Source organism: Staphylococcus arlettae, from assembly GCF_025560845.1.
Lineage (GTDB): Bacteria > Bacillota > Bacilli > Staphylococcales > Staphylococcaceae > Staphylococcus > Staphylococcus arlettae.
Genome location: NZ_CP094803.1, coordinates 1,876,935 through 1,902,984 on the forward strand (window position 1 = coordinate 1,876,935; position 26,050 = coordinate 1,902,984).

21 protein-coding genes and 1 pseudogene are annotated in these 26,050 nt (G+C 33.3%); 12 read left to right on the forward strand and 10 right to left on the reverse strand.

Going from position 1 to position 26,050, the window contains the following annotated elements:
* Nucleotides 1–99 precede the first annotated feature (99 nt).
* From qoxA to rihC, 5 genes are all read left to right on the forward strand, one after another.
* A complete protein-coding gene (gene qoxA, locus MUA37_RS09195; protein WP_238126058.1) occupies nucleotides 100–1,221 on the forward strand; it encodes a cytochrome aa3 quinol oxidase subunit II in 1,122 nt (373 codons plus the stop codon).
* Nucleotides 1,221–3,209 carry a cytochrome aa3 quinol oxidase subunit I gene (gene qoxB / locus MUA37_RS09200; RefSeq protein ID WP_232159169.1) on the forward strand — a complete coding sequence of 663 codons (1,989 nt, stop codon included), beginning with the start codon at nucleotides 1,221–1,223 and terminating at the stop codon, nucleotides 3,207–3,209. Before qoxA ends, qoxB begins: the two co-directional genes overlap by 1 nt.
* Nucleotides 3,199–3,804, forward strand: coding sequence for a cytochrome aa3 quinol oxidase subunit III (gene qoxC / locus MUA37_RS09205; protein ID WP_107374164.1), 606 nt, complete (start codon nucleotides 3,199–3,201; stop codon nucleotides 3,802–3,804). The genes qoxB and qoxC overlap by 11 nt, the downstream gene beginning before the upstream one ends.
* Nucleotides 3,801–4,091, forward strand: a complete 291-nt coding sequence (qoxD, locus tag MUA37_RS09210) for a cytochrome aa3 quinol oxidase subunit IV (RefSeq protein WP_021459248.1) — start codon at nucleotides 3,801–3,803, stop codon at nucleotides 4,089–4,091. Before qoxC ends, qoxD begins: the two co-directional genes overlap by 4 nt.
* A gap of 167 nt (nucleotides 4,092–4,258) precedes the next feature.
* Nucleotides 4,259–5,167 (forward strand): ribonucleoside hydrolase RihC, encoded by a 909-nt coding sequence (gene rihC, locus MUA37_RS09215; protein WP_002510114.1) that lies wholly within the window; start codon nucleotides 4,259–4,261, stop codon nucleotides 5,165–5,167.
* Between the two features lie 75 nt (nucleotides 5,168–5,242).
* On the opposite strand, the gene MUA37_RS09220 is transcribed toward rihC, so the two are convergent.
* Nucleotides 5,243–6,376, reverse strand: coding sequence for a serine hydrolase domain-containing protein (locus MUA37_RS09220; protein WP_262615963.1), 1,134 nt, complete (start codon nucleotides 6,374–6,376; stop codon nucleotides 5,243–5,245).
* Nucleotides 6,377–6,449: 73 nt separating this feature from the next.
* Nucleotides 6,450–8,102: a phospho-sugar mutase gene (locus tag MUA37_RS09225; RefSeq protein WP_262624543.1), complete on the reverse strand. Its 1,653-nt coding sequence runs from the start codon at nucleotides 8,100–8,102 to the stop codon at nucleotides 6,450–6,452.
* 381 nt (nucleotides 8,103–8,483) lie between these two features.
* Between MUA37_RS09225 and MUA37_RS09230 the strand changes: the two genes are divergently transcribed.
* The 4 genes from MUA37_RS09230 to MUA37_RS09245 all read left to right on the forward strand — a co-directional run bounded on the left by MUA37_RS09230 (nucleotide 8,484) and on the right by MUA37_RS09245 (nucleotide 15,142).
* Nucleotides 8,484–9,806 (forward strand): LCP family protein, encoded by a 1,323-nt coding sequence (locus tag MUA37_RS09230; protein WP_262624544.1) that lies wholly within the window; start codon nucleotides 8,484–8,486, stop codon nucleotides 9,804–9,806.
* 17 nt (nucleotides 9,807–9,823) lie between these two features.
* On the forward strand, nucleotides 9,824–10,294 hold the full coding sequence (locus MUA37_RS09235; RefSeq protein ID WP_142019732.1) for a DUF2538 family protein: 471 nt from the start codon (nucleotides 9,824–9,826) through the stop codon (nucleotides 10,292–10,294).
* Between the two features lie 68 nt (nucleotides 10,295–10,362).
* A complete protein-coding gene (locus MUA37_RS09240) occupies nucleotides 10,363–10,785 on the forward strand; it encodes a GNAT family N-acetyltransferase (protein WP_142019733.1) in 423 nt (140 codons plus the stop codon).
* Between the two features lie 211 nt (nucleotides 10,786–10,996).
* Nucleotides 10,997–15,142, forward strand: a complete 4,146-nt coding sequence (locus MUA37_RS09245) for a glucosaminidase domain-containing protein (protein ID WP_262624545.1) — start codon at nucleotides 10,997–10,999, stop codon at nucleotides 15,140–15,142.
* Between the two features lie 83 nt (nucleotides 15,143–15,225).
* Here MUA37_RS09245 and MUA37_RS13365 read toward each other — a convergent pair.
* Together MUA37_RS13365 and MUA37_RS09250 are read right to left on the reverse strand one after the other, a co-directional pair.
* Nucleotides 15,226–15,312 (reverse strand): annotated as a pseudogene (locus tag MUA37_RS13365) (IS3 family transposase); the annotation flags it as partial.
* A gap of 491 nt (nucleotides 15,313–15,803) precedes the next feature.
* A complete protein-coding gene (locus tag MUA37_RS09250) occupies nucleotides 15,804–16,241 on the reverse strand; it encodes a MarR family transcriptional regulator (RefSeq protein WP_002510121.1) in 438 nt (145 codons plus the stop codon).
* A gap of 174 nt (nucleotides 16,242–16,415) precedes the next feature.
* Between MUA37_RS09250 and MUA37_RS09255 the strand changes: the two genes are divergently transcribed.
* Nucleotides 16,416–17,420, forward strand: coding sequence for an acyltransferase family protein (locus tag MUA37_RS09255; RefSeq protein ID WP_142019736.1), 1,005 nt, complete (start codon nucleotides 16,416–16,418; stop codon nucleotides 17,418–17,420).
* A 117-nt stretch (nucleotides 17,421–17,537) separates the two neighbouring features.
* Nucleotides 17,538–18,704: an aminotransferase class I/II-fold pyridoxal phosphate-dependent enzyme gene (locus MUA37_RS09260; RefSeq protein WP_021459254.1), complete on the forward strand. Its 1,167-nt coding sequence runs from the start codon at nucleotides 17,538–17,540 to the stop codon at nucleotides 18,702–18,704.
* A gap of 77 nt (nucleotides 18,705–18,781) precedes the next feature.
* Here the strand turns inward: MUA37_RS09260 and MUA37_RS09265 are convergent, their stop codons facing one another.
* The 5 genes from MUA37_RS09265 to MUA37_RS09285 all read right to left on the reverse strand — a co-directional run bounded on the left by MUA37_RS09265 (nucleotide 18,782) and on the right by MUA37_RS09285 (nucleotide 24,095).
* Nucleotides 18,782–19,234 (reverse strand): MarR family winged helix-turn-helix transcriptional regulator, encoded by a 453-nt coding sequence (locus tag MUA37_RS09265; protein ID WP_002510124.1) that lies wholly within the window; start codon nucleotides 19,232–19,234, stop codon nucleotides 18,782–18,784.
* A 229-nt stretch (nucleotides 19,235–19,463) separates the two neighbouring features.
* Nucleotides 19,464–20,282, reverse strand: a complete 819-nt coding sequence (gene menB / locus MUA37_RS09270) for a 1,4-dihydroxy-2-naphthoyl-CoA synthase (RefSeq protein ID WP_002510125.1) — start codon at nucleotides 20,280–20,282, stop codon at nucleotides 19,464–19,466.
* Nucleotides 20,275–21,081 carry a 2-succinyl-6-hydroxy-2,4-cyclohexadiene-1-carboxylate synthase gene (menH, locus tag MUA37_RS09275; RefSeq protein ID WP_002510126.1) on the reverse strand — a complete coding sequence of 269 codons (807 nt, stop codon included), beginning with the start codon at nucleotides 21,079–21,081 and terminating at the stop codon, nucleotides 20,275–20,277. The genes menB and menH overlap by 8 nt, the downstream gene beginning before the upstream one ends.
* Nucleotides 21,068–22,750: a 2-succinyl-5-enolpyruvyl-6-hydroxy-3-cyclohexene-1-carboxylic-acid synthase gene (gene menD, locus MUA37_RS09280; protein WP_002510127.1), complete on the reverse strand. Its 1,683-nt coding sequence runs from the start codon at nucleotides 22,748–22,750 to the stop codon at nucleotides 21,068–21,070. Before menD ends, menH begins: the two co-directional genes overlap by 14 nt.
* Nucleotides 22,743–24,095, reverse strand: a complete 1,353-nt coding sequence (locus MUA37_RS09285) for an isochorismate synthase (protein ID WP_002510128.1) — start codon at nucleotides 24,093–24,095, stop codon at nucleotides 22,743–22,745. Before MUA37_RS09285 ends, menD begins: the two co-directional genes overlap by 8 nt.
* Before the next feature lie 182 nt (nucleotides 24,096–24,277).
* Between MUA37_RS09285 and MUA37_RS09290 the strand changes: the two genes are divergently transcribed.
* Nucleotides 24,278–25,216 carry a 1,4-dihydroxy-2-naphthoate polyprenyltransferase gene (locus MUA37_RS09290; protein WP_021459265.1) on the forward strand — a complete coding sequence of 313 codons (939 nt, stop codon included), beginning with the start codon at nucleotides 24,278–24,280 and terminating at the stop codon, nucleotides 25,214–25,216.
* Nucleotides 25,217–25,317: 101 nt separating this feature from the next.
* Here the strand turns inward: MUA37_RS09290 and MUA37_RS09295 are convergent, their stop codons facing one another.
* Nucleotides 25,318–25,872: a GNAT family N-acetyltransferase gene (locus MUA37_RS09295; protein ID WP_002510130.1), complete on the reverse strand. Its 555-nt coding sequence runs from the start codon at nucleotides 25,870–25,872 to the stop codon at nucleotides 25,318–25,320.
* Nucleotides 25,873–26,050 lie beyond the last annotated feature (178 nt).

The following is a 26,050-nucleotide window of genomic DNA, read 5'->3' on the forward strand; positions in this document are numbered from 1 at the left end:
TTTTACAATTTTTTTTTTGCTACAAACACTTGTAAATATCGCGTAATATCTTAAAATTGATGTTAAGCCCTACAATTGTAGTATTAGGAGGTCAAAAAAGTGTCAAAATTTAAGTCTTTGCTTCTACTCTTTGGCTCACTAATTTTACTTAGTGGTTGTTCAAACGTAGAAGTTTTAAACCCAAAAGGGCCAATGGCAAGTGATTCGAAGTTCTTGATTATCTATTCAATCATCTTCATGCTTGTTATTATGGCGGTAGTACTCATCATGTTCGCTTATTTCTTATTTAAATACCGCTTAAGAAATAATGATGAGTCAGGTAAAATGCATCACAATTCATTAATAGAGTTTATTTGGTTCGTTATTCCAGTCATCATTGTTATTGCATTAGCAATTCCAACGGTCAAATCGCTTTATCAATATGAAGCGAAACCAGAGAAAAAGGATGACCCAATAGTTATTTATGCAACTAGTGCCGGTTACAAATGGTTCTTCAGTTATCCTGAAGAAAAAATCGAAACAGTTAATCATTTAACTATTCCGAAAGATCGTCCTGTTGTCTTCAAACTTCAATCAATGGATATGATGACAAGTTTCTGGATTCCACAACTTGGTGGTCAGAAATATGCAATGACTGGCATGACAATGGATTGGACAATGACTGCAAGTGAAACAGGTACGTTCCGTGGACGTAACTCAAACTTCAATGGTGAAGGTTTCGCACGTCAAGTATTTGATGTTCATTCTGTAAGCCAATCAGACTTCAAGGATTGGGTTAAAGATGCTCAAAGTAAAAAAGTATTAGATCAAGATACTTTTGATAAGCAACTTTTACCTACTACTGAAAACAAAGAACTTACTTTCAGTGGTACTCATATGGCATTTGTCGATCCAGCAGCTGATCCTGAGTATATCTTCTATGCTTACGATCGCTATAATTACGTTCAAAAAGATCCAAACTTCAATACTGAAGAAGAACGTAAGAAAGATATTTTAGATGAACCGGATCAACCAAAACGTAAACCACAAATCTCAAATGCAAACTATGAGCGTCATGGAATGAAAGCCATGATCTTAGGCAACGACGAACCATATAATAATGAGTTCAAGGAAGAAGAATCTCATAATATGGATGAAATGGAAAAACTCAGCGAAGGAAGTAAAGATAATAAAGCTTCTGAGCTAGAGAAAAATGATCAGGAACATGGAGGTGGACATTAATGAATTTTCCATGGGATCAATTACTGGTACAAGGTAACTTCATGATAACAATGGCACAAATCGGTGCCCCATTCATGGTTATCGGTTTAATTGCAGTAATCACATATTTTAAATTGTGGAAATATCTATATAGAGAATGGTTCACATCTATCGACCATAAAAAGATTGGTGCGATGTACTTAATCTGTGCCGTATTAATGTTTATTCGTGGTGGTATTGATGCGTTATTAATGCGTACTCAATTAGCAATTCCAGATAACAAATTCTTGGAATCAAACCACTATAACGAAATCTTTAGTACACACGGCGTAATCATGATTATTTTCATGGCAATGCCTTTCATTTTTGGATTATGGAATGTGATTGTACCGTTACAAATCGGTGCACGCGATGTTGCATTCCCTATTCTTAACAACGTAAGTTTTTGGCTATTCTTCTCAGGTATGTTGTTATTCAACCTTTCATTTATCGTAGGTGGATCACCTGCAGCAGGTTGGACAAACTACGCACCGTTAGCTGGAGAATTTAGTCCAGGTCCAGGCGTCAATTATTACTTAATTGCAATTCAAATTTCTGGTATTGGTACATTAATGACGGGTATTAACTTCTTTGTTACTATCCTAAGATGTAAAACACCTACTATGAAATTTATGGAAATGCCTATGTTCACTGTGACTACATTTATCACAGCTTTAATTGTTATTTTGGCATTCCCTGTACTAACAGTTGCGTTAGCGCTGTTCACAACTGATAGAATCTTTGACACTGCATTCTTTACAGTTGCGGATGGTGGTATGCCAATGCTCTGGGCAAACTTCTTCTGGGTATGGGGGCACCCTGAGGTTTATATTGTTATTTTGCCAGCATTTGGTATTTATTCAGAAATTATACCTACTTTTGCACGTAAACGATTATTTGGACATCAAAGTATGGTTTGGGCAACAGCAGGTATCGCATTCTTAAGTTTCTTAGTTTGGGTTCACCATTTCTTTACAATGGGTAATGGTGCCTTAATCAACTCATTCTTCTCAATCACAACTATGTTGATTGGTATACCAACCGGCGTTAAATTATTTAACTGGTTGTTCACATTGTATCAAGGTCGAATTACATTTGAATCACCTATGTTATTCGCCTTAGCGTTCATTCCTAACTTCTTATTAGGAGGAGTTACAGGTATCATGCTAGCGATGGCCGCTGCTGACTACCAATATCACAATACGTATTTCTTAGTGGCACACTTCCACTATACGTTAGTTGCTGGTGTTGTGTTTGCTTGTCTCGGTGCACTGATATTCTGGTATCCTAAGATGGTTGGTTATAAATTGAACGAAACATTAAATAAATGGTGTTTCTGGTTCTTTATGATTGGCTTTAACGTATGTTTCTTACCACAATTCGTACTTGGTCTAGATGGTATGCCACGTCGTTTATACACTTATATGCCAGAAGATGGTTGGTGGATGTTAAACTTAATCTCAACTATCGGTGCAGTACTTATGGCAATTGGTTTCGCTTTCTTAGTATTAAGTATGGTTTACAGTCACTTCACTTCTCCAAGAGAAGCAACTGGCGATAACTGGAATGGTTTAGGTCGTACTTTAGAATGGGCTACAGCTTCTGCTATCCCTCCTAAATACAACTTTGCAATCACTCCAGATTGGAATGACTACGACACATTTGTAAACATGAAAGAACATGGTCGTCATTATTTAGACAACCATAATTACTCAGAAATCCATATGCCAAACAATACACCTGTTGGTTTCTGGATGGGTATCTTCTTTACAATTGGTGGATTCTTCTTAGTCTTTGAAACAATGTTACCGGCAATTTTATGTTTAATCGGTATCTTCGGTACTATGATTTATAGAAGTTTCCAAATTGATCACGGTTATCACATTCCTGTTTCTGAAGTAGAAGAAACAGAAGCTAGACTACGTGAAGCACGTAAAAAAGAAAGGGAGGCTGTAAGTCATGAGTCATGATGTAAATACAATTGATGCACGTTCGCATGAAGGTAATTTAAATAAACTTGGCTTTTGGATTTTCCTTACAGCTGAATTTTCACTTTTTGGTACGTTATTTGCAGCGTTATTAACATTGCAACATGGTGGCGACTACGGTGGTAAAATGACGACCGAATTGTTTGAATTACCATTAATATTAATAATGACTTTTGCGTTATTAATCAGCTCATATACTTGTGGTATCGCCATATACTATATGAGAAAAGAGAAACAAAAATTAATGATGATTTGGATGATTATCACTGTATTGCTAGGTGCAATCTTCGTAGGTTTTGAAATTTATGAGTTCGCACACTATGCACATGAAGGTGTTAATCCTACAATCGGTTCTTATTGGTCAAGTTTCTTTATTTTATTAGGTACGCACGGTGCCCACGTTTCACTAGGTATCGTCTGGATTATTTGTTTATTAATTCAAATAGGTATGCGTGGCTTAAATGAAGATAATGCACCTAAATTATTTATAGTTAGTTTATACTGGCACTTCTTAGATGTTGTATGGATCTTCATCTTTACTGCCGTATATATGATAGGGATGGTGTTTAGTGGATGAATACAATAGTTAAGCATACAGTAGGCTTTATCGCCTCAATCGTTTTGACCATATTAGCAGTTTTCGTGACACTTTACACATCAATGACTTTAAATGCAAAGATTACAATTATATTTGGCTTTGCTTTTATTCAAGCAGCAGTGCAGTTACTAATGTTCATGCATTTAACTGAAGGTAAAGACGGTAATCTTCAAGGTTTCAAAGTAATCTTCGCGATTATTATCACTTTAATTACTGTTATTGGTACTTACTGGGTAATGCAAGGTGGACATTCAAGTCACTTATAAGTGTCAAAAAAGACTTCTCTTCGGAGAAGTCTTTTTTTTATCTAATTATTACTTGTCTCCCCTATTATTATGAGCAATTGCCATTATTGTAATGGCTTGTATTAGTAATTTTACGTTAGTCCCTATTATAATGGTAATAGGTTTAAATTTTGAACGGAGGTTTATTTATGAAACACCCTATAATAATAGATACTGATCCAGGCATAGATGACGCAGCTGCTATCAGTATTGCCCTAAATCATCCTGATTTGGATGTTAAAATGTTGACCACTGTAAATGGGAATGTAGGCATTGAAAAAACAACAGCAAATGCATTGAAACTTACACAATTTTTTAATAGTAATGTTCCCGTACATCGAGGTGCATCACATCCTTTACTGTCTGACATATTCAGTGCCAGTAGTGTCCACGGCGAATCTGGAATGGATGGTTACGAGTTCCAAGAAGTAGACGCATCAACATTGTCTTCTCATAATGCAGTTGCAGCAATGTATGACCTACTTATCAATAGTAAAGAACCCATCACACTCATTCCGATTGGACCATTAACCAACATTGCTTTGTTATTAACTACATATCCCGAAGTGAAAACACAGATTAAAGAAATTATTTTAATGGGAGGTAGTGCTGGCCGTGGCAATGTCACTCCATTAGCAGAATTTAATATTTATTGCGACCCTGAAGCTGCTCATATTGTGTTTAATTCAGGATTACCTTTGACGATGGTCGGTTTAGATGTAGCACGTAGTTCGACTTTAATACATGCCAAATTAGAGAAACTGAAAAGTTTAAATGATACAGGACGTATGTTGCATCAATTATTTTCACATTATCGTGGAGATGATTTTGAATATGGTATTAACATTTATGATGCATATACCATTTTATATTTATTACATCCTGAACTTTTTCAAATTGTAGAAGCTCGCGTAGATATCGAAACAACTGGGGAATTAACTAGAGGGGCTACTGTTACAGATTTAAAATCTGCATATCCTAATTGCACTGTCGTTATGGGGATTGAAACAGACATTTTCGAAAAAATCTTCTTTGACGCTTTAACATATTGTAAGTAAAACTCACACAATCTCATAATGGTATCTGCTCATTCAGATAATATTTTAAGGCTGGAATAACATTATTCCAGCCTTTTAGTATGTCTTTCCTGTTTTATTATAATTGTGATTTTCCTGTTTTAAGTAATGCTTAAAAATATGTTTTAACATTGACTCATTAGTCAAATGGGGTTGTTCATAATTTGTACCCATGACAATGATATAGCGATCGTTAAAATATACTGTAAACACTTGGCTATAAAAACCGCCATTGATGCGATTTTTATCAGGGAAACTATAATAACCAAATCTATATGCTTTAGGATATCGAGAAGTCATGCTTTCTTTAATAAATGGTAATGTTTCAACAGCAGAAAATATTTTATTGTGTTGTAAATTTAAAATGAGCTGCGCCATATCATATGGAGCCATAAATAAATTACCTGCACCATAATATTGGTTTAGAAAGCGCGGTTGTTGTTTCACTGGTTTTTGATTAACTTGTTTATATCCGATTGCCATATTGTGTGCTAAATTATGATCATTGTAAAAAGCTGTAAATTTTAAATCATTTGGTTGCATTATCATTTGTTTAAATGCTTGTTCGTATGATTGGTGAGTAATCACCTCAATCAAATGTGCTAATACAATATAATTACCATCATTGTATTGTGGCTTTTTATAGAGTTTAGGATTAATACCTCTACGTTGTATTGCCTGTGTAGCTTCTTGAATTGACGTAACATGTTCAGAGGGCTGATATTTAAACAAACCACTTTGATGTAACATTAAATCATTGCTGTTTAATGGATAAATGGTTTGAAACCATGGTATATATTGTGTCAGCGAAGCCTCCATATTAATTTGCTTTGCAATAGCTAACTGTTTTAACATTAGCCCTGTTAAAAATTTTTGACTTGACCCGATTAAATACATCGTATTAGCGTCATTAGGTTGTAATGTATCAAAATTTTTCATACCATAGCCTTTATTTAATTTTAACTCTCCCTCTTGCATAATCGTAATGGTGCCATTGAAGTTTACTGATTCTAAATAGTCATTAATTTGTGGATACACTTTATTAGTTGTATCCATTGTCGTGTTCATACGCACTACTTTATTTGTTTTTCTAGTGGTGTTATGACTGTTGGTCGGTATTGTTTTCTTTGTAGCTTCATTGAAAAGGTACTTATCTAGATAAGTACCTCCCAAAGTTAATACTACCAACATCACAAAAGTTGTTAATCCAATAAGTAGTTTATGTTGTTTTATTGTCTTTTACCTTCCTTGTAACTTTGTACTATCAATCTACATATTTAGCTATAAATTGATCCTCAATTGCTGTAATGTTGTCAACATTTAAAGAGAAATAAAGTTTAATTTTAGGTTCTGTACCTGACGGTCTCAGCGCAATAAAACCTTCATCAAAAATAAATCTTAGTAAATTGGTTTTAGGTAAAGACAGGCTTTGTACCGACTGTTCCGTTATATTTGTTACTATACCTTGTTGATAATCTTCAACACGTTTAACTGTTAATCCGCACATCTCAGTTGGTAAAGTTGTATCTGTTCTAAATTGATCCATAATAGTATTGATTTTGTTAACCCCTGCTGCACCCTCATAACTTAATGCCACTGTCTTATCTTTGAATTGTCCAATATTTTGATAAATATCATTAATTACATTGTTAAATGTAAGTCCATTTTGTGCTAATAAATTTTTATATTTAATAATTAATGGCACAATTTGAATAGCATCTTTATCACGAGAAATAGATTCAGCTAAATAACCATGACTCTCTTCAAAGGCTAGCAATAATTTTTCTTCTTCCGCATCTTTTTCTTCCAATAATTCTGAAATGTATTTAAAACCAGTTAACACATTATTAATTTCGACATCGAGTAACTGTCCTAGTCTTTCAGCTAATTCACTCGTGACAATTGATTTAACTATATATAATGGTTGATTTAAATCAGCGAGATCTTGAAATCTTAATTTCATTAACATTAAACCTATCTCATTACCATTAAAATAACGGTATGAACCATCTTCATAAACTTCAACAATGCCCAGTCGGTCAGCGTCAGGATCAGTAGCAATAACTAAATTTGCATTGCTTTCTTGTGCTAAGCTAATTCCCCTTTCGAAAGCCTCAACTTCTTCGGGATTGGCACTTTTTACAGTCGGAAATCCGCCATCTGGTTGCGATTGTTCTTTTTCAATAACGTAATTTGTATAGTCTAATCCAGTCAAAATATTTTCTAAAATAGGTAAACTTGTACCATGTAAACTTGTTAATACTACTTTTTCATTATTATATTCTATTTTATCTATCAACTTTGTGACAGCTTCAATATAACTTTCAGTTACTGTATCATCTAAATACTGTATCTTTTGATTTGCTTTAAGTTCTGAAAAATCTGGTTTAGTTAGCTCTAGCGGCTTATCAATAGCATCTATATAACTACTCAATGTTGTCGATTCCTCAGGTAATAATTGTCCTCCGGCATCATTATAAACCTTAATGCCATTATAATTTTTAGGATTATGACTAGCTGTTATCATAACACCGGCAGTAGCATTTAAATGTCTAACTGCAAATGATAATTCAGGTGTAGACTTATAACTCGCTGCCAATATGACTTGTACACCATTAGCTGCTAAAATACCTGCCATTTCTTCAGAAAATTCTTTTGACAAATATCGAGTATCAAAATGAATAACCACTGATGGTGTTGCATGTTGTGCAGTCAAGAATTGTGCTAGCCCTAGTGCTACTTTACGTACAGTAAAAGCATTCAATTTTCCTGGACCTATACCAAATGTACTCCTGATGCCTGCAGTTCCAAATGATAGTGTACTATTAAAACCATATTCAACTTCCTCTTCCGATTGCGTTTCATAAAATGGTTTTACTAAACTTTCATCTAACTTCTCAATCCATTGTTGTTTCATTAGTATAATTCCTCCTGCGCCGCGTTTATATTTTAACTTCCTTTGAATATATATCTACTTTCCACACTACTGAAAACATTAAACAGTATAGCTAAAAATTCCTACCAAAGTTTTAGCGAATGAGTAATGACGTTACACATATTAATTATAGCTGAAATTCATGAAAAAAGTATAGTCAATGGTGCTCAAGTAATGATCATATTTCACTATGCAATGCGCACACTTTAATGAAACATAGTTGATATTTTTCTCTCAAAGTAATAAAATAGTACCTTATAGTACATTTTAATATTTACATTTTTTTAATACAATTTACAATCACAACATTTTTTATTAACATCTATATTTGTACAAATTATAAAATAAAGTGGGAGAAAAATAATGAATAAACTTTTTAAATACCTTTTGATTCTACTTTCATTAGGACTTGTCGTTATTCCAGTTATTTATACTATTATGTTATTTAAAGCCTCTCAAGGCGCAATTGACGATTCATTTAATGGAAGTGACTCGAACCGTAAATCCAATTTACGAGATACCAAAATTAACCCTTCAAAAGATCCAGTATCGATTTTATTTTTAGGTATCGATGAAAATGAACAACGTAAAAAAAATGGCCAAAGCGCATCAAAATCTCGTACAGATGCTATGATTTTTTCAACTTTAAATCCTGACACACAACAACTTAGAATGTTAAGTATTCCACGTGATACAATAAGCTATATTCCAAAAGTAGGATATTATGATAAAATTACACACGCACATGCTTATGGTGGTCCGATTGCCTCTATGGACGCTGTTGAAGGCACTTTAAATGTGCCTGTAGACTATTACGTACGTATTAATATGGAGGCTTTTGTTGATGCAGTCAATGAACTTGATGGTATTTACTATGACGTACCATATAATTTAAATGAACCAAACACAAACGATACAGGTAAAATAAAAGTTAAAAAAGGTTATCAAAAATTAAATGGTGATGAAGCATTAGCTGTTGCACGTACACGTCACAATGACTCCGATTTAAAACGTGGTCAAAGACAAATGGAATTAATAAAACTACTTATTGCCAAAGCCCAAAAGAAAAATTCTTTCAGCAAACTTGATGACGTTATTAAAATCGTCGGCAACAATTCAAAACATAATTTAAGCTCGAAGGAAGTTAAATCTTTAGCTACAACATACTTAAAAAGTGATTTAGACATCAAAACAACACAACTTAAAGGTGAAGATAATTACTTAAACAATATCTATTACTATAATCCAGATATAAAAAGCATTATGAAGACATCGAATTTGTTGAGAAAAGATTTAAATTTACCTAAAATTAATGACGCAGACAAGTTTTTAAATCAACGAGTGACTGATTTTTATGGTACACTCATACCACAAACTGAAATAGATCAAAGCTTGTTAAGGAAGAATCAAAAAGATTCATCTCAAAGTGAGGAAGAATCAAACGATGAGTCAAATACAAATCAACAACAAAATGATACTCAAAACATGGATCCAAATATGCAACAAGATGATAGTCAAAACTCCGATCAGAATATGCAACAGGATAATAGTCAAAATATGGATCCAAACATGCAACAAAATGGCAATAACCAATCAGGACAATCAAATGAAACTCAAAATAATGATCAAATGGCACCTTCCGCTGATACGAACCAATCAAACCAAATGCCTACTGGTCAGTATTAAAGAAAGGAGCACATAATATGTCACGCAAAACATATGATAAACTGGCCCACATCAATGGGATGTTTAATATGTTAGAACAACAGATTATTCATAGTAAAGATATGGCATTATTTAGAAATGAATTTTTTTATGTTAATCATGCACATAGAGAAAATTATGAAGCCTTGCGCATCTATTATAAAGAAAGTGATGTAAACCCTGTTGTTGATGGTGCTTGTTACATTGTTGCTTTACCTGAAATATTTGATAAAGTGGATGTGTTCGAATCTGAATTACCTTTCACTTGGGTCTATGACCAAAACGGTATAACTGAAACAATGAAACAAATCAGTGTCCCTATTCAATATCTAATAGCAGCAGCTTTAGAAGTTACAGACGTTAATCTGTTTAAACCTTCTGGTTTTACTATGGGCATGAATAATTGGAACATTGCACAAATGCGTATATTTTGGCAATATAGTGCTATAGTACGTAAAGAAGCACAATAAATGTATGATTACTACCCTATCTTAGTTTAGCTTTGATAGGGTTTTATTTATAAGAAATGAGGGATACTATGTTCAAAATAATAACAACAGAAGCAGAAAAACAAGATGCTTTTGATATTAGAAAGGAAGTTTTTGTAAAAGAACAAGGCGTACCAGTCGAAAATGAATTAGATGATTATGACGCAATTGCAACACATATTATTGGCTATAATGACAATCAACAGCCTTTTGCTACTGCACGCTTCAGACAATATGAACAAGGTGTAAAAATCGAAAGAGTAGCCATTCATCCTGCATTTAGAAAATCTGGTTATGGAAAAAAATTAATGCAATTCGTCGAAAAATCAGCCGCACAACAAGGTTACACAAAACTTATTTTAAATGCGCAACTACAAGCGAAGTTATTTTACTCATCTTTGGGGTATAACAGTGTCGGAGACATTTTTTATGAGGAAGAAATAAAACATGTCAAAATGGTCAAATCAATATAATAGCGCAATACTAATTATTATTACTATTCTATGCAACCATTGTAATATTTATTATATGTAATTAACATAAATCTATTGTAATTACGCGTTTTCATAGAAGTTTACAATATTATTGCACATTACTATTATATTACAAATTAATGAAAAATGACCCTCTAAGACTTTTGACGTATTATAATGAAAACAAATTTATACATAAAGGAGTAGTTTCATGCAAAAGAAAAAGTTTAATTATAAAGCACCTTCTATTATTGCTCTGACACTTGCAGGAACAGCTTTAACTACACATCACGCTCAAGCTTCTGAGAAAACACAGGATCAAACTACAAATAAAAATATTTTAGATGACAACAGCACAGTTAAACAAGCTGAGCAGACAAAGTCAGAAGTAAGTAACCCTACGACAAACGTTTCGGGAACACAAGCTTATAAAGACCCATCTGTTGTAGAAGAAACTCAAAATGAAGCAACTTCCACTTACGATGCCAAATTAGACGAGTTAACAAATGAAGATTCGGCACAAAATAATGAAGCAACTACAGAGCAACAAGTTGACAACACAGATACAGCGAATACTGATAACGATGTTTCATCAGCGAACAGTGCACAATCAACTGATACTCAAAATGACGATCAAGCTAGTGCTCAAGATCAAAACAGTTCAGCTGAAGTTAGACAACAAGATGATGCTGCTTCAAATACTGACTCTGACGCTAAGTATGATGTTAATGCTCAAGCTGACGACCAAGCTAAAGATAATATGACTGAGAAAGCACAACAAGACACGGCTACTTTTGAAGACAGTGACGCACAAGTTAGTGCTCAAGGTCAAGACAGTTCAGCTGAAGCTAGTCAACAAGATGCTGCTACTTCAAACACTGACTCTGACGCTGACGCTAAGTATGATGTTAATGCTCAAGCTGACGACCAAGCTAAAGATAATATGACTGACAAAGCACAACAAGATGATGCTACTTCTGATGACAATGACGCACAAGTTAGTGCTCAAGATCAAAACAGTTCAGCTGAAGCTAGTCAACAAGATGCTGCTGCTTCTGATGACAGTGACGCACAAACTAGCGCTCAAGATCAAAACAGTTCAGCTGAAGCTAGTCAACAAGATGATATTACATCAACTACTGGCTCTGACGTTAAGTATGATGTTAATACTCAAGCCGACGAGCAAGCTAAAGATAATACGACTGATAAAGCACAACAAGATAAAGCCGATAATGACGCAACAGCTCAAAATGAAACGACTAATGTTAGTGACGTACAAGCACAAAATTCAGATGAAACATCAGTAACAGATGGTCAATCCTCTGAAGACTTACCACAAGATGATCAAACACCAGTAGTAACTGCTACTCAAAATCGCAGTGTCCAAGATGATACTGATAAAACTACAGCTACTAATGAATCGGTAAACAATGATGTTGAAAGTAATACATTAACTACAGAAACTGCAAACGACGATGTTGAAAACAATACATTGACTACGGAAGCTACAAATGAACAACAAGTAGAACCTAGAACAATGCGTTTAGAATCAGCACCAAAAATGCGTAGTTTTGCTGCAACTTCTACATCAGATGATAATAATACTACTGTGAAACGTGAGGCTGGTGACTTACCTAAATACCAACCTACTGTAGATTCAAGCGTAAATGATTATATTAGAGAACAAAATTTCACTGCACCAAATTATGAATCAGATATAGCTGATTATTTACCACAATATGATTATCGTAATGGTGCTCCTGAAGGTATCGTCTTACATGATACAGCAAATGATAATTCAACTATTGAAGGCGAAATTAATTATATGAAAAATAATTATAATAACGCCTTTGTTCATGCTTATGTCGATGGTGACCGCATTATCGAAACTGCAAATACAGACTACTTATCTTGGGGCGGTGGTCCAGTAGCCAATGAAAGATATATCCAAGTAGAATTAGTTCACACGCATACACCAGAAGATTTCGCACGTTCAATGAACAATTACGCTGATTACGCAGCAACAAATCTACGTTATTACGGCTTATCACCTGACAGTGCTGAATATGATGGTCAAGGTACTGTATGGACACATAAAGCAGTTAGTAACTATTTAGGTGGAACAGATCATACCGATCCACATGATTACTTAGCTCGCAATAATTATAGCTATGATGAACTTTACGACTTAATCAATGAAAAGTATCTCATTCAAACTGGTCAAGTAGCTGATTGGGGAGAAAGTGGTTCAAGCGATTCAGGCGATACAAGTGAGGACGATGATAATACTAACGATACAGAAACACCTTCTACTAATGACGAATTAACAGTAAATGAATTAACAGATAAGCAAGGTACTGTGAAAGAAAATAACAATGGTGTATACACTTCTGTATATGACGAAAAAGGTGTTCAAAAATCATACGTCAATGGCACAACTTATGATTTAACGAAAGAAGCTAAATTAGGTGATAAATCATTCTATTTAATCGCTGATCAAAAATCAAAAGATAGTATCGGTTGGATGCAGACTGGTGACATCACAGTCAAACAAGATGAAAATACTACAACTGACAAGTTAACAGTAAGTGAATTAGAAAATACACGTGGTACTGTGAAGGAAAATAACAATGGTGTGTACACTTCTGTATATGACAAACAAGGTGTTCAAAAATCATATGTTAATGGCACAACATACGACCTAACTAAAAAAGCAGACTATGGTGATAAATCATTCTATTTAATTACTGATCAAAAATCAAAAGATAATCTCGGTTGGATGCAAACTGGTGATATTGTAGTACAGCAAAGTGCAACTAAAGAAGCAACAACAGAAGCAACTAAAGAAACAACACCAAGAACAGCCAACACAAATACGCAAAATACTGCGACACAAACAGCAACTAAAAATGTTAAACAACTGGGTCAATTTACTACAGAAAAACCTGAAATTAAAACATCTGTAAATGGTAATACAGCATTAAATAGTACAAAATATGCTAATAAAACATTTACAGTTGGTAAACAACGTACTCAAGGTGATAATACGTATGTCTTAATTCAAAATAATAAAGACAATACGCCTATTGGCTGGGTAAATTCAAAAGATATTAATACACGTAATTTAAGCCAATCTGCAGCAAAAAGTGGCAATTACACAGTTAAACCAACAAATAATGGTCTATATGCTGTTCCGTGGGGCTCAAAAGCTCAAAAATTAGATGATTTAAATAATTTACAACAAAATGATTTTAAAGCATCTAAATCGTTACATGTAGATAAAGACGAATATGTTTATGGTATTGTCAATAATAAAACTGGTTGGATAGCTGCTAACGACTTAAATGCAAAACACCACCCTACTGCTACTAATGAAGCAAGTAATAAAGATGATAATACTAATGCTTCAGATGATGCAGTTGAGAGTCGCTATGATTATGTTATTTACAACAAAGACGGTTATTACTATAACGATCCATACGGTAAAGCAAGTGGCTCATTAAGTGATTACAATGAAGGCATTTTTACAAGCTATAAAAAATTAGTAATTGATGGTGTTACTTGGTACTACGGTAAATTAGCTAATGGCGAAATGGTATGGATTAAGGAAACTGATTTACGTAAAGAGCTTATTAAGTATTACAGCACAGGCCAAACTTTAGATGAAGCTGCTTTAGCTCAATATAATCTTAAATTCAAACCTCAAGTACAACACACACCAGGTGAATGGGAAGATGCAAATCTAGGTGAAATCAAATATGCTATGGATTCTAGCCGTATTGCCAATGATGAGACACAAAAATATCAATTTTTACGTCTAGACAAATCACAAAATATTGATGCGAACCGTATAAATGAATTACTTGATGGTAAAGGCATCTTAGAAGGTCAAGGTGAAGCGTTTAGTGAAGCTGCTAAAACTTACAATATCAACGAAGTATATTTAGTATCACATGCGTTACTTGAAACTGGAAACGGAACTTCTGAGCTTGCAAATGGCGGTGACGTTGTTGATGATGAAGTTACAACTGATGGACCAAACAAATATTATAATATGTTTGGCATTGGTGCTGTAGATCATGACGCTGTCAAACAAGGATTTACACGTGCCAAAGAAGAAGGTTGGGATACAGTTAAGAAAGCCATTGTCGGTGGTGCTAAATTCATTGCTAACTCATATATCAACCAAGGTCAAAACACATTATATAAAATGCGTTGGAACCCAGAAAATCCAGGCGATCATCAATATGCCACTGATATTTCATGGGCAGAAAAAAATGCAACTCGTATTAAAAACTTCTATGACACTATGGGTGAAGTCGGCAAATATTTTGACGTAAACACTTACACAAAATAAAGTAAATACTAATAACGTAGACAAACTTTAGGTGATAGAGGCGCTGAACCCTTAGAATGAGAACTTAATAAAAACACTATGTTCTAAGCTGCTAATTCCCTATATTTTCTAGGGGATAAGTAGCCTAGTTTTTGTTGAATTCGATTATTATTATAGTTATTAGTTAATTTTATTAAATAACAGTGTTTTTGTGCCACTCAGGCTTTTTGCTACTGTTTCACTGCTTAATTGATATTGCGTTTTTACAGTATCTTTAAATCTTAAAGCAAAGTTAAATTATATTTATTTCTATTTCTTTAATTGTTTGTCTCATTAATTTGATGCCAAATAGGTTTTGAATAAATAATAATTTTAATAAAATAACTGAGACTATAAGTAATCTGCCATTATTAAGACAAAATTTGTTTTCGACAAGTTCATAAACAACACTAATAATTTTAGTTTAATATTGACACTATTTTGAGACAGCTACTGCGGGAAAAGCACGAGCCGAAGACTACAGGCTGAGGCAGTCCCACGGAAAGCGTGCACAAAAAACTGTCAACAAAGTGAAACAGATGGAAGTTAATTAACTTCCACCTGTTTTATTTATTAATTATGACCATGTTTGAATCTGAGATAACTGTTAAAAATAGTACAATGCTCATGCTTTTAGCAATTATTATAATCTAGGACCATTTTGTTTGTATTGTTCTAAACTAGATAGCTTTAACAATAACATTTGAAATAATAAAATATCTTCTTGTGATAAACTTTGGCATCTTGCTTCAATTAATGCTACCCTACTGTCGTTAATTTGCTGAATTAATAACTTTGATTTTTCTGTAATAATTAAATCTTTACAACGTAAATCTGTTTTATTTTGTATACTCATAATATAACCTAATTTGCATAATTTTTTGATCCACCTAGAAACAATTGATTGTTCTTTATTAAGTTTCATAGTTAAATCGTATTGCGACAGCTTTGAGTAATCAAATAAAATGGAAAGTAAATCAATATGATCTGGTGATAATTCTGTACGTTGACTCAAATGCCTACTTACTAAATTCAACTCGTTACTCGTATGTGTGATTAATTTTTCTAGTTGTCTATACATAGTTGACCATCTCCACTATATAATATTTATTCTATACTATTTTTAATAGTTTTAATTATAAAGATATTCTATCAAATGCTCAATAATAATCTACATTCATGACATAATTGTTGCATTTCGTATCCAATTTATAATAAATTATAAATAGCGAGCTTTTACTAAAGGAGAAGAATCATGACACAAATTAAAGAAAGAGACTTCTTTTTCGACAATGCACGTGCATTGTTAATTTTTTTAGTTGTATTTGGCCATTTATTACAACCTTATACTGAATCAGATACTTTTTTAACGTCTCTCTATCTAACTATTTATAGCTTTCATATGCCTTGTTTTTTATTCATATCAGGCTATTTTGCTAAAAAAGTTGGTCAACCAGGATATTTAGAAAAGGTTTCTAAAAAGTTACTTGTTCCTTATTTTATATTTTTTGCATTCTTCTCTTTATATTATTATTTTACAGGTAAAGAAGATAATGTCACACTCGATCCTTTTGATCCAGTATTTGCATTATGGTTTTTATTAACACTTTTCTTTTTCCATATCATTTTAGTGTTAGTTAAAAATTATAAACCATATTTTGTTTTACCTATTGCAATTATAATTGCATTATTTGCTGGTTTTTCAGATGATATTGGTAATTATTTAAGTTTTTCCAGAACTATTATTTTCTTCCCAATATTCTATCTAGGCTATTTATTTAAAAAAGAACATACACAAGTATTAAGAAACAAAAAGTTCATCCCACTATCAATTTTAGTGTTGATTGTCTTTTACATAGGCTATACCCTTCATCCTATTAATTCCGATTGGTTGTTAGGCAGTTCGCCTTATACTTCTTTAGAAGATGAAGAAGGTTTGTACAGTCCACTTAAAAGGTTGTTTTTATATTTCACTATATTAATAACAATGTTTTCTTTTTTAAATTTGGTACCAGAAAAGAAAAGGATTTTTACCTATATTGGAACTAGGACATTGCAAGTGTATTTATTACACGGATTGTTTATTGGGATTATTAGAGGTTTCAAAATTTACCCATTTAAAGATCCTACGTCCTTCTTAACCTATATTTATTTAATTGTTGTAACGTGTATTATTGTCTATCTATTGTCTTCATACAAAGTTGCAAAATGGACAAATCCAGTTATTAATTTGGAGAAGCCTTCTAATTTTAAAGGTTAATATTTTACCGAATTGTAGTCTTAGAAAATATGTTATGATAGAAATAATTTGAAATATTCAAATTATACATAACTATTATCAAATTACAATTCGGTATTTTATTTTGAGGTGAAAAAAATGAAACTTTCATTAAACGATCGCGCACAGTATTTAAGAGCACCTAGTATTAGACAGTTTTCTAATCGGATGAAAGATATAGAGGACTGTGTCAATTTAACTATAGGTCAACCTGATTTTAATATGCCACAAGTCGTAAAAGATGCGTATATTAACGCGATCAATGAAGATATGACAAGCTATTCTCATAACAAAGGTTTAATAGAGACACGACGTGCTGTAAGCCAATATTTTTATCATAAATATAATTTCCAATACTCTGAAGAAGAAATTATTATTACAAATGGTGCGAGTGAAGCGTTAGATACATCATTAAGAAGTATTATAAACATCGGGGATGAAATATTAATTCCTGGACCCATTTATGCTGGCTATATACCTTTAATTGAAACGTTAGGTGGCAAACCCGTTTATATAGACACAACTCACAGCAACTACAAAATTACACCTGAAGCGATTGAACAACATATCACAGCTAAAACGAAGGCAATATTACTTAACTACCCTACCAATCCTACTGGCGTCACTTTAACTTTTAACGAAGTCGAAGCGTTAGTAACGACTTTACAGCAACATGAGTTATTTATTATCAGTGATGAAATTTATGCGGAAAATACGTTTAATGGTACGCATACATCATTTGCACAATTTGACAGCATTCGTGATCAACTGTTATTAATTGGTGGTCTAAGTAAATCACATTCTGCTACTGGCATTCGTATTGGCTTTTTAATTGGTCCTGAATATTTAATTGAAAAACTGACGTTCATGCATGCCTATAATTGCATTTGTGCAAATGTACCTGCACAAGTCGCTTGTATAGCTGCTTTAAACGAAGGTTTAGAGGCGCCTCAATATATGAACGAAGCTTATATTGAACGTAAAAATTATTTAGTTCAAAAATTAGAATCACTTGGTTTTGAATTAGATGCTCAACCCGAAGGAGCATTTTATATTTTTCCTAGTATTCGCAAGTTTACAGACAATGACTTTGAATTTTGCGTCCAATTATTAGAAGAAGCTCATTTAGCCATTGTACCTGGATCATCATTTACTGATTATGGTAAAGGACATGTTCGAATATCTTATGCATATGACTTAGAAGTTTTAAAAGAAGGCATGCGTCGATTAGAACACTTTATCGCTGAACATTATAGTGCTGTATAATAAAAAACAACCCTACGCTTAAGCATTGTAGGGTTGTTTTTTATTATGTAATATTGAACTACATAGTCACATGAAAGTTATGATTCATTGGAATTTTCTACTACATTAATTTGTGTGAATTTTTTTAATATTTTGTGATATTGACGCGTATCTTCTTCTTCCATATCAAATTGATTAAATACTTCTTCTGAAATTTTATTAAAATGTCGTTTTAACTCAATGCCTTCAGCTGTCAACTGAACCTTCACACGTCGTTCATCTTCTAGTGTTCGTGTACGTTGGATTAGATTTTTCTTTTCCAATCGTTTAATTATTGGGCTTATCGTCCCTGAGTCTAAATATAATTTTTCGCAAAGCGTTTTTATATAGATTGGAATATTATTTTCTATATACAGCAACACAATATAATTGGGGAAACTAATATTATATTGCTTTAAATATTTGTTAAAACGATTAACGAATTCTTTAGTAGAAACATAAAATAAAAAGCATAGTTCTTTTCTTGCATCTTCTCCGTATTCATTATTCATCGACTACTCACCTCATTAATTATAATATAATATGTAAATTAATGTGTGTCAAATATATATTTTAATTAAAACAAAATTCATTAAATTAAGTGTTAATTTTTTTATATTTATTTATCTGGTTGCTAATTCAACTATATTAAATTCATAAAATTATTAGTACATATCTAATTTAGTTAAAATAAAAAGCTCGAAGGTAGCATTTTCCACCTTCGAGCTTTTCTGTATTGATTTATGGGAATTTTGGAAATTGATCAAAATCAGGATCACGTTTTTCTTTAAACGCATCACGGCCTTCTTTTGCCTCATCCGTTGTATAGTATAATAACGTAGCATCGCCAGCCATTTGTTGTAAACCTGCTAAACCATCAGTGTCAGCATTCATAGCAGCTTTTAAGAAACGTAAAGCAGTCGGTGAATGTTGCATAATTTCTTCACACCATTTAACAGTTTCATCTTCAACTTCAGCTAAAGGTACTACAGTATTTACTAAGCCCATATCCAATGCTTCTTGTGCATTGTATTGGCGACATAAGTACCAAATTTCACGAGCTTTTTTATGTCCAACGATACGCGCTAAGTAGCCTGAGCCATAACCCGCATCAAATGAACCAACTTTTGGACCTGTTTGACCGAAAATAGCGTTATCTGCAGCGATCGTTAAATCACATACGACGTTTAATACATTACCGCCACCGATTGCATATCCTCTAACCATTGCAATAACCGGTTTAGGAATAATTCTAATTAAACGTTGTAAATCTAACACATTTAGACGAGGAATTTGGTCGTCACCTACATAACCACCGTGTCCACGTTTTTTCTGATCTCCACCTGAACAAAATGCTTTATCGCCTTCACCAGTTAAAATAATAACTGAGATACGTTGATCATCTCTTGCACGTGTAAATGCATCTATCATTTCTTGTACTGTATTAGGTGTAAACGCATTACGTACTTCTGGACGATTGATCGTTACTTTGGCAATACCATTGTAAAATTCATATTTAATTTCTTTGTATTCTTTAATTGTTTCCCACTGTCTAGTCATTTTGCTCCTCCTTATTTAAAAAACCTACTACTATTTTATCAAATTCTGAAGCATCTTCCACATGAATTGTATGTCCAACGTGTGGAACTTCATAAAATTTGCTGCGTGGTATTAAATTAGTCATCTTATTACCGATGGCAACAAACTTTTGATCTAACGCTCCTGCCAATATAGCAACAGGAATATCAATATGTGTTATTTCTGACCATAAACTAGGCATATAACCACTGCCATAGTCTCGTAAAGCTTTGGCCAATTTATACGGATCTTGATTCATTCTCATATTACGTATTCTTTTACGTATTGGCTTTTCAAGTTCATATTGCGTGTAAAAGAGTGGAAGTTTTTCCCAATCATTGACAAATATTTCAAGGCCAGCAATTTCCAAAACTTTAGCTCTAGCATTATCGACATTTTGACGCTCTTCGCGCTCACTGTCAGTTGCAATGCCAGGAGAAGTACTTTCTAAAATAAGCCCTGTAAGTGCCATATTACCGTATAAGGCATAATATAAGGCGACTCTACCGCCCATAGAATAACCATGTAAGTAAATATTATAACTTGCATATAGTCGGATAACTTCATCTAATTGTTGTGCAATAAAATCAAAATCCCATGTCACATCATTCGCTGAAATATCATCTCCATGCCCTGGTAAATCAATTGTTAAGACATTTGCATGTTGATTCAAAGTATCAATATGGTCATCAAAACTTGAATGATCACTTATAAAACCGTGCAATAATATTATTAAATTATCAGTAGTTATTTGTGCACCATGAAAATTATAATGTAGCATTGATAATGTCCCCCAATTTTTGATACAAGGTTTGATGTTGTAATTGATTGGAGTCTCTCTCAGTTATAATTTCATAAATATGTGAGCCAAATTGCGACAATGATTCATATTTAAAATCTGCCATTGTTTCAAATTTATGGAACGCAAAATCATACAATAACGCTGTATGCTCAAAATTCAATCCTGTTGGCGTACCAAATAATCGTTCAAAATAAGGTTCTGCAGCATTTTTTTGAGGTAGATAAGAAAAGATGCCACCACCATCATTATTCAGTAACACGATATTTAAATTAATATTATTTAATTTAGCCATTAATAAGCCATTCATATCATGATAAAATGCTAAATCACCTATTAGTAATGTAACTTTTTTGTGGACAGCCATCCCAATCGCTGTCGAAACAACACCGTCAATACCGTTTGCGCCTCGATTCGCATATACTTCAGCTTCACAATTAATGTATAAGTTATCAACATCTCGTATTGGCATACTGTTACTTACAAATAATGCATCTTTATCAGTCAGTTTATCTAGTAAATGACCCACATATGCACCTTCATCTGTAGCTGACTGTATATAATCTCTCACTTCATTTTGTGCACGCACTTCTAACAACTGCCATTTTTCTAGCCATTGTTTACGTTCTACAGTCACTGTTTCTGATAATTGTCTAAAGAAATCATTCGCTGACATTTCATAAGAAATATGCGGTGCTATTGGAAAAGCATCTGGTCGATCATTATTTTGAATCAAAATTTGATATGCAGATGTTTGAGTCAACCAACGATTAATAACTTTGGAAATAACTGGTTTTCCTACACGAATTATAAAGTCTACCTCAAGTTCGAGACCCGCTCTAAACATCAAATCATACGTACTAATTACATTTGGATGTTTAATTTTTCTTAATTGACTTAAAGGGTCTGCCAGTATTGGTAAGTCGTGAATAGTCGCATATGTTAAAATTTGGTCTACTTCTTGATGTTGCATATCTCCTACCAAAATAAGACCGCGTTTCTTTTTAATAATTGTCGCAATTTCATTTAGTGTTGTCGTTTTTTGATAATGTGGTAAAGCTTTATTATCTGACGTTAACCAACTCACCTTTGTTAAATCTGGTGTAAGTGGTTCCCTAAACGGCAAGTTGAAATGGATTGGTCCACGATGTGGTCCATATAAATGTTGACTTGCTTTTTGCATTTGAAAAGCAATAGTATCCATCATTTTTTCACTATTTTCACCACTGTCAACAAGAGGAAAATCAAACTGGTATTGGACATAGTTTTCAAACATTTGTATTTGATTAATCGCCTGTGGTGCGCCAATGCCTCTCAATTCATGTGGTCGATCACTTGTGAGTAATACTAAAGGCAAACGACTGATTTGACTTTCAGCCACTGCTGGAGTGTAATTGGCAGCAGCAGTGCCTGAAGTACATAATACAGCTACAGGTTTCTCGCTACCCTTCATCAAACCTAAAGCAAAAAAAGCCGCGCTTCTTTCATCTGGATGTATCCATGTTGTTAATTTAGGGTGAGCTTCAATTGCTATAGCTAATGGTGTTGAGCGCGAACCTGGACTAATAACAACTTCTCTTATGCCATATGCATATAATTCCGATGCCAAAGTATAAACTTGTTTAGTTAAGGCTTCTACATGTTTAGTCATTTCCATCTACTCCTAATGCTCTCATCATTGGTGTGAATTTAACTGCAGTCTCTTCAACTTCACTATCTGGATCTGAATCATGTACAATTCCACAACCAGCAAATAAAGTTGCTTGTTGATTTTTTATCAACATTGAACGTATCGCCACAATAAACTCACAATCATCATACATATCAATAAAGCCTACTGGTGCTCCGTATAATCCACGCGTACCAAATTCATTTTTTTCGATATAGCTAACCGCTTCATCTTTCGGAAAACCACCTAATGCTGGTGTTGGATGTAAATGATCTATAAGTCCAATATAAGATTCATTTGTCAACGTTCCAGTTATCTCTGTAAGTAAATGGTACAGGTGATCATTTGTTAATATTTTAGGTGATTCATTGTAATTAACTTCATTGACATATGGTTTAATATCATTAAGTATGCTATCCACAACAAATTGATGTTCATTTAAATTTTTAGTGTCTTGTAGGAATTGTTCAATATTCCTCAAGTCCTCTGCTTCATCGTGGGTACGCTTAATTGTACCTGCAACTGCTTTCGTATAAATCACATCATTTTTTACTTCCATTAACTGTTCTGGTGTTTGTGAGAAAAAGATACTATCTTCTGATTCCAACACAAATAAATAGCTATTTCGTTCGGATTGCATTGCTTGATTTAAAATAAATGGTATTTTAATTTGTTTTTCAAATTGAATCATACGTTTACGAGCTAGCACAATTTTATTGTTTTCATTTAATTGTGCAATAGTATCACGTACTAAATCACGCCATTCTTCTTTATAAATATCTTCTATACGTTTGACCTTCCCTAAGTCATCGTGTATAACTGTCGTATTTTGTGTTAAATGTTGAATCACAGCATTAAATTTAGCTAATTCAAATGTTGCTCGTTTTGTAGTATAAGTAATATAAGTACTGCCTTCTGTCATAGTTACTAATACTTCGGGCAAAATAAAATGATTAATGCCAAATTGACGCCATTCATCGCCTGATTTGTGTGATGAAAACTGAAAACCACCACAAATCTTTAAGTGATGTTTATCTGAATTCGGATGTATAAGCTCTATATCATTTTTATATTTTTCCCATTCCCGGAATATAGATTGTTTATTTTCGAAATCATTTTTAAACCTATTAATAGCGCGATAACCAAAGAATGACATCGTATTATCATTTTTTTTGAAGAAAAATCGGTCGTCAGCACTGTCTTCAGTTATTTGGAATAACATTGTCGGGTCAAGTTCATAGTCTATTTTGGCTTCTACCGAAACCCATGTACGGCTACTATCGTATACAGCTGAGACAATTTTGTCTTCCTTGACGTCCACAGTCATCTAGTTCACTTCTTTCATAATTCTAATTTACTCATTAGTATATTGTACCATCTTTCACAATGTGTGTACGCATTCTTGCTTAATTCTTACATAAGAAACTTTACGTAATTTGACCTTTAATACAACTTCTATTAAAATTACTTTATTAAAATATAAATAATAGAATAAGAGGTAATTAAACTATGGCTTCTCAATATCAACAATATTCAACTGTGAGAAAGTATTGGCAACTTATGAGACCTCATACACTTACAGCAGCAATTGTTCCAGTCTTAGTTGGTACAGCTACTGCAAAAATATTTTTGCTAGGTAGTGAAGACCACATTAAAATCAGTTTACTTTTAGCCATGCTTCTAGCTTGTTTATTAATTCAAGCTGCAACAAACATGTTTAATGAGTATTATGATTTTAAAAAGGGTCTAGATGACCATACATCAGTAGGTATCGGCGGCGCAATTGTTCGCAATGGAATGAGTCCTAAGCTAGTCATGAATCTTGCAATTGCTTTTTATATTATTGCCGCACTACTCGGCATATATTTAGCTGTCCAAAGTTCGTTCTGGATTCTACCTATTGGTCTAGTGTGTATGGCAATTGGATACTTATACACAGGTGGCCCTATGCCAATATCTTGGACACCTTTTGGCGAATTATTCTCAGGTGTGTTTATGGGCGGAATAATTATACTTCTTGCCTTTTTTATCCAAACTGGCAACCTACAAACGTTAGTAGTGTGGATTAGCGTACCAATTATCATTACAATTGGCTTAATCAACATGGCTAATAACATAAGAGACCGAGTTAAAGATAAAGAAAGTGGACGCTTAACTTTACCTATTGTTTTAGGTAAAGCAAATTCCATCCGCTTCTTAGCATTAATGTACATTGTTGCTTATGCGTTTGTCGTTTACATTACATTTTTCATACCTGGTGGTTCAATTTTCTTTTTATTAGCTTTACTGTCATTTCCATTGCCTGTTAAAGCAGTTCGTAGGTTTAAAAAGAATGATACACCTGCGACAATGATGCCAGCTATGGCAGCTACTGGTAAAACTAATACATTCTTCGGAGTGTTATATGCGTTAGGTATTTATATAAGCGCACTTCTTGGAGGCATTTAAGTCTTAAAATTAAGTGTCTCTCAAATGTTATACATCAACCAGCGCGAGAGTGCTAAATCAAAGTAGTTATCTTTGATTGGTACTCTCGCTTTTTTGTTGATTTATTGTTGGTAAATCATATGTCTGTGTTTATGACCATATAAATCGATATCACTATCAGTGACGAAACCAAATTTATTGTAGACATAAAAAGCTCGTTCATTGTGATAATCACAATTTAAGCTCCATTTTTCGTGTGGTGCTAGATCAATTACATATTGTATTAATTGTGTAGCGACACCTCTACCACGATAATTAGGAAAAGTTGCGATTGTTTCAATGTAGTATTCATCATCTTTTGCTTCTTTCATAGGCATTGGTGTGCCTAATGCAGCAACATCATGATCTAAGTCCATGTCTAACCATGCCTTTTCATATTCCAATTCTTTCTCCCCTGGATATGCAATTAAACACCCTGCTACATTGCCATCGATTTCATATACCCATATATTATTTAAATTTCCACGATATGGTACTTCGACTATGCTACGTTCAAGAATTGACAACAATCTTTCTCGCTCTACAAATTTCACCATATCTACTTCTAATTCATCCCATATGATATAACACAGTTGTGCAATAGCTGCTTTATCTTTCGCTTCTGCCTTTCTTATCATTTTTATATCTCCTTTTGCCTAAATTCTTTATCCTTTTCATTATATAATAACTTGAACTAGTAATTGAAATAATTAACTATCTATCTTTAAAAACTATTGTTATTATGACAATAAATGTTATTAATCTTCTTTTGTAAGTAATATTGTTATAATAAAGAAAAAGAAAGAAAGGGTTTTT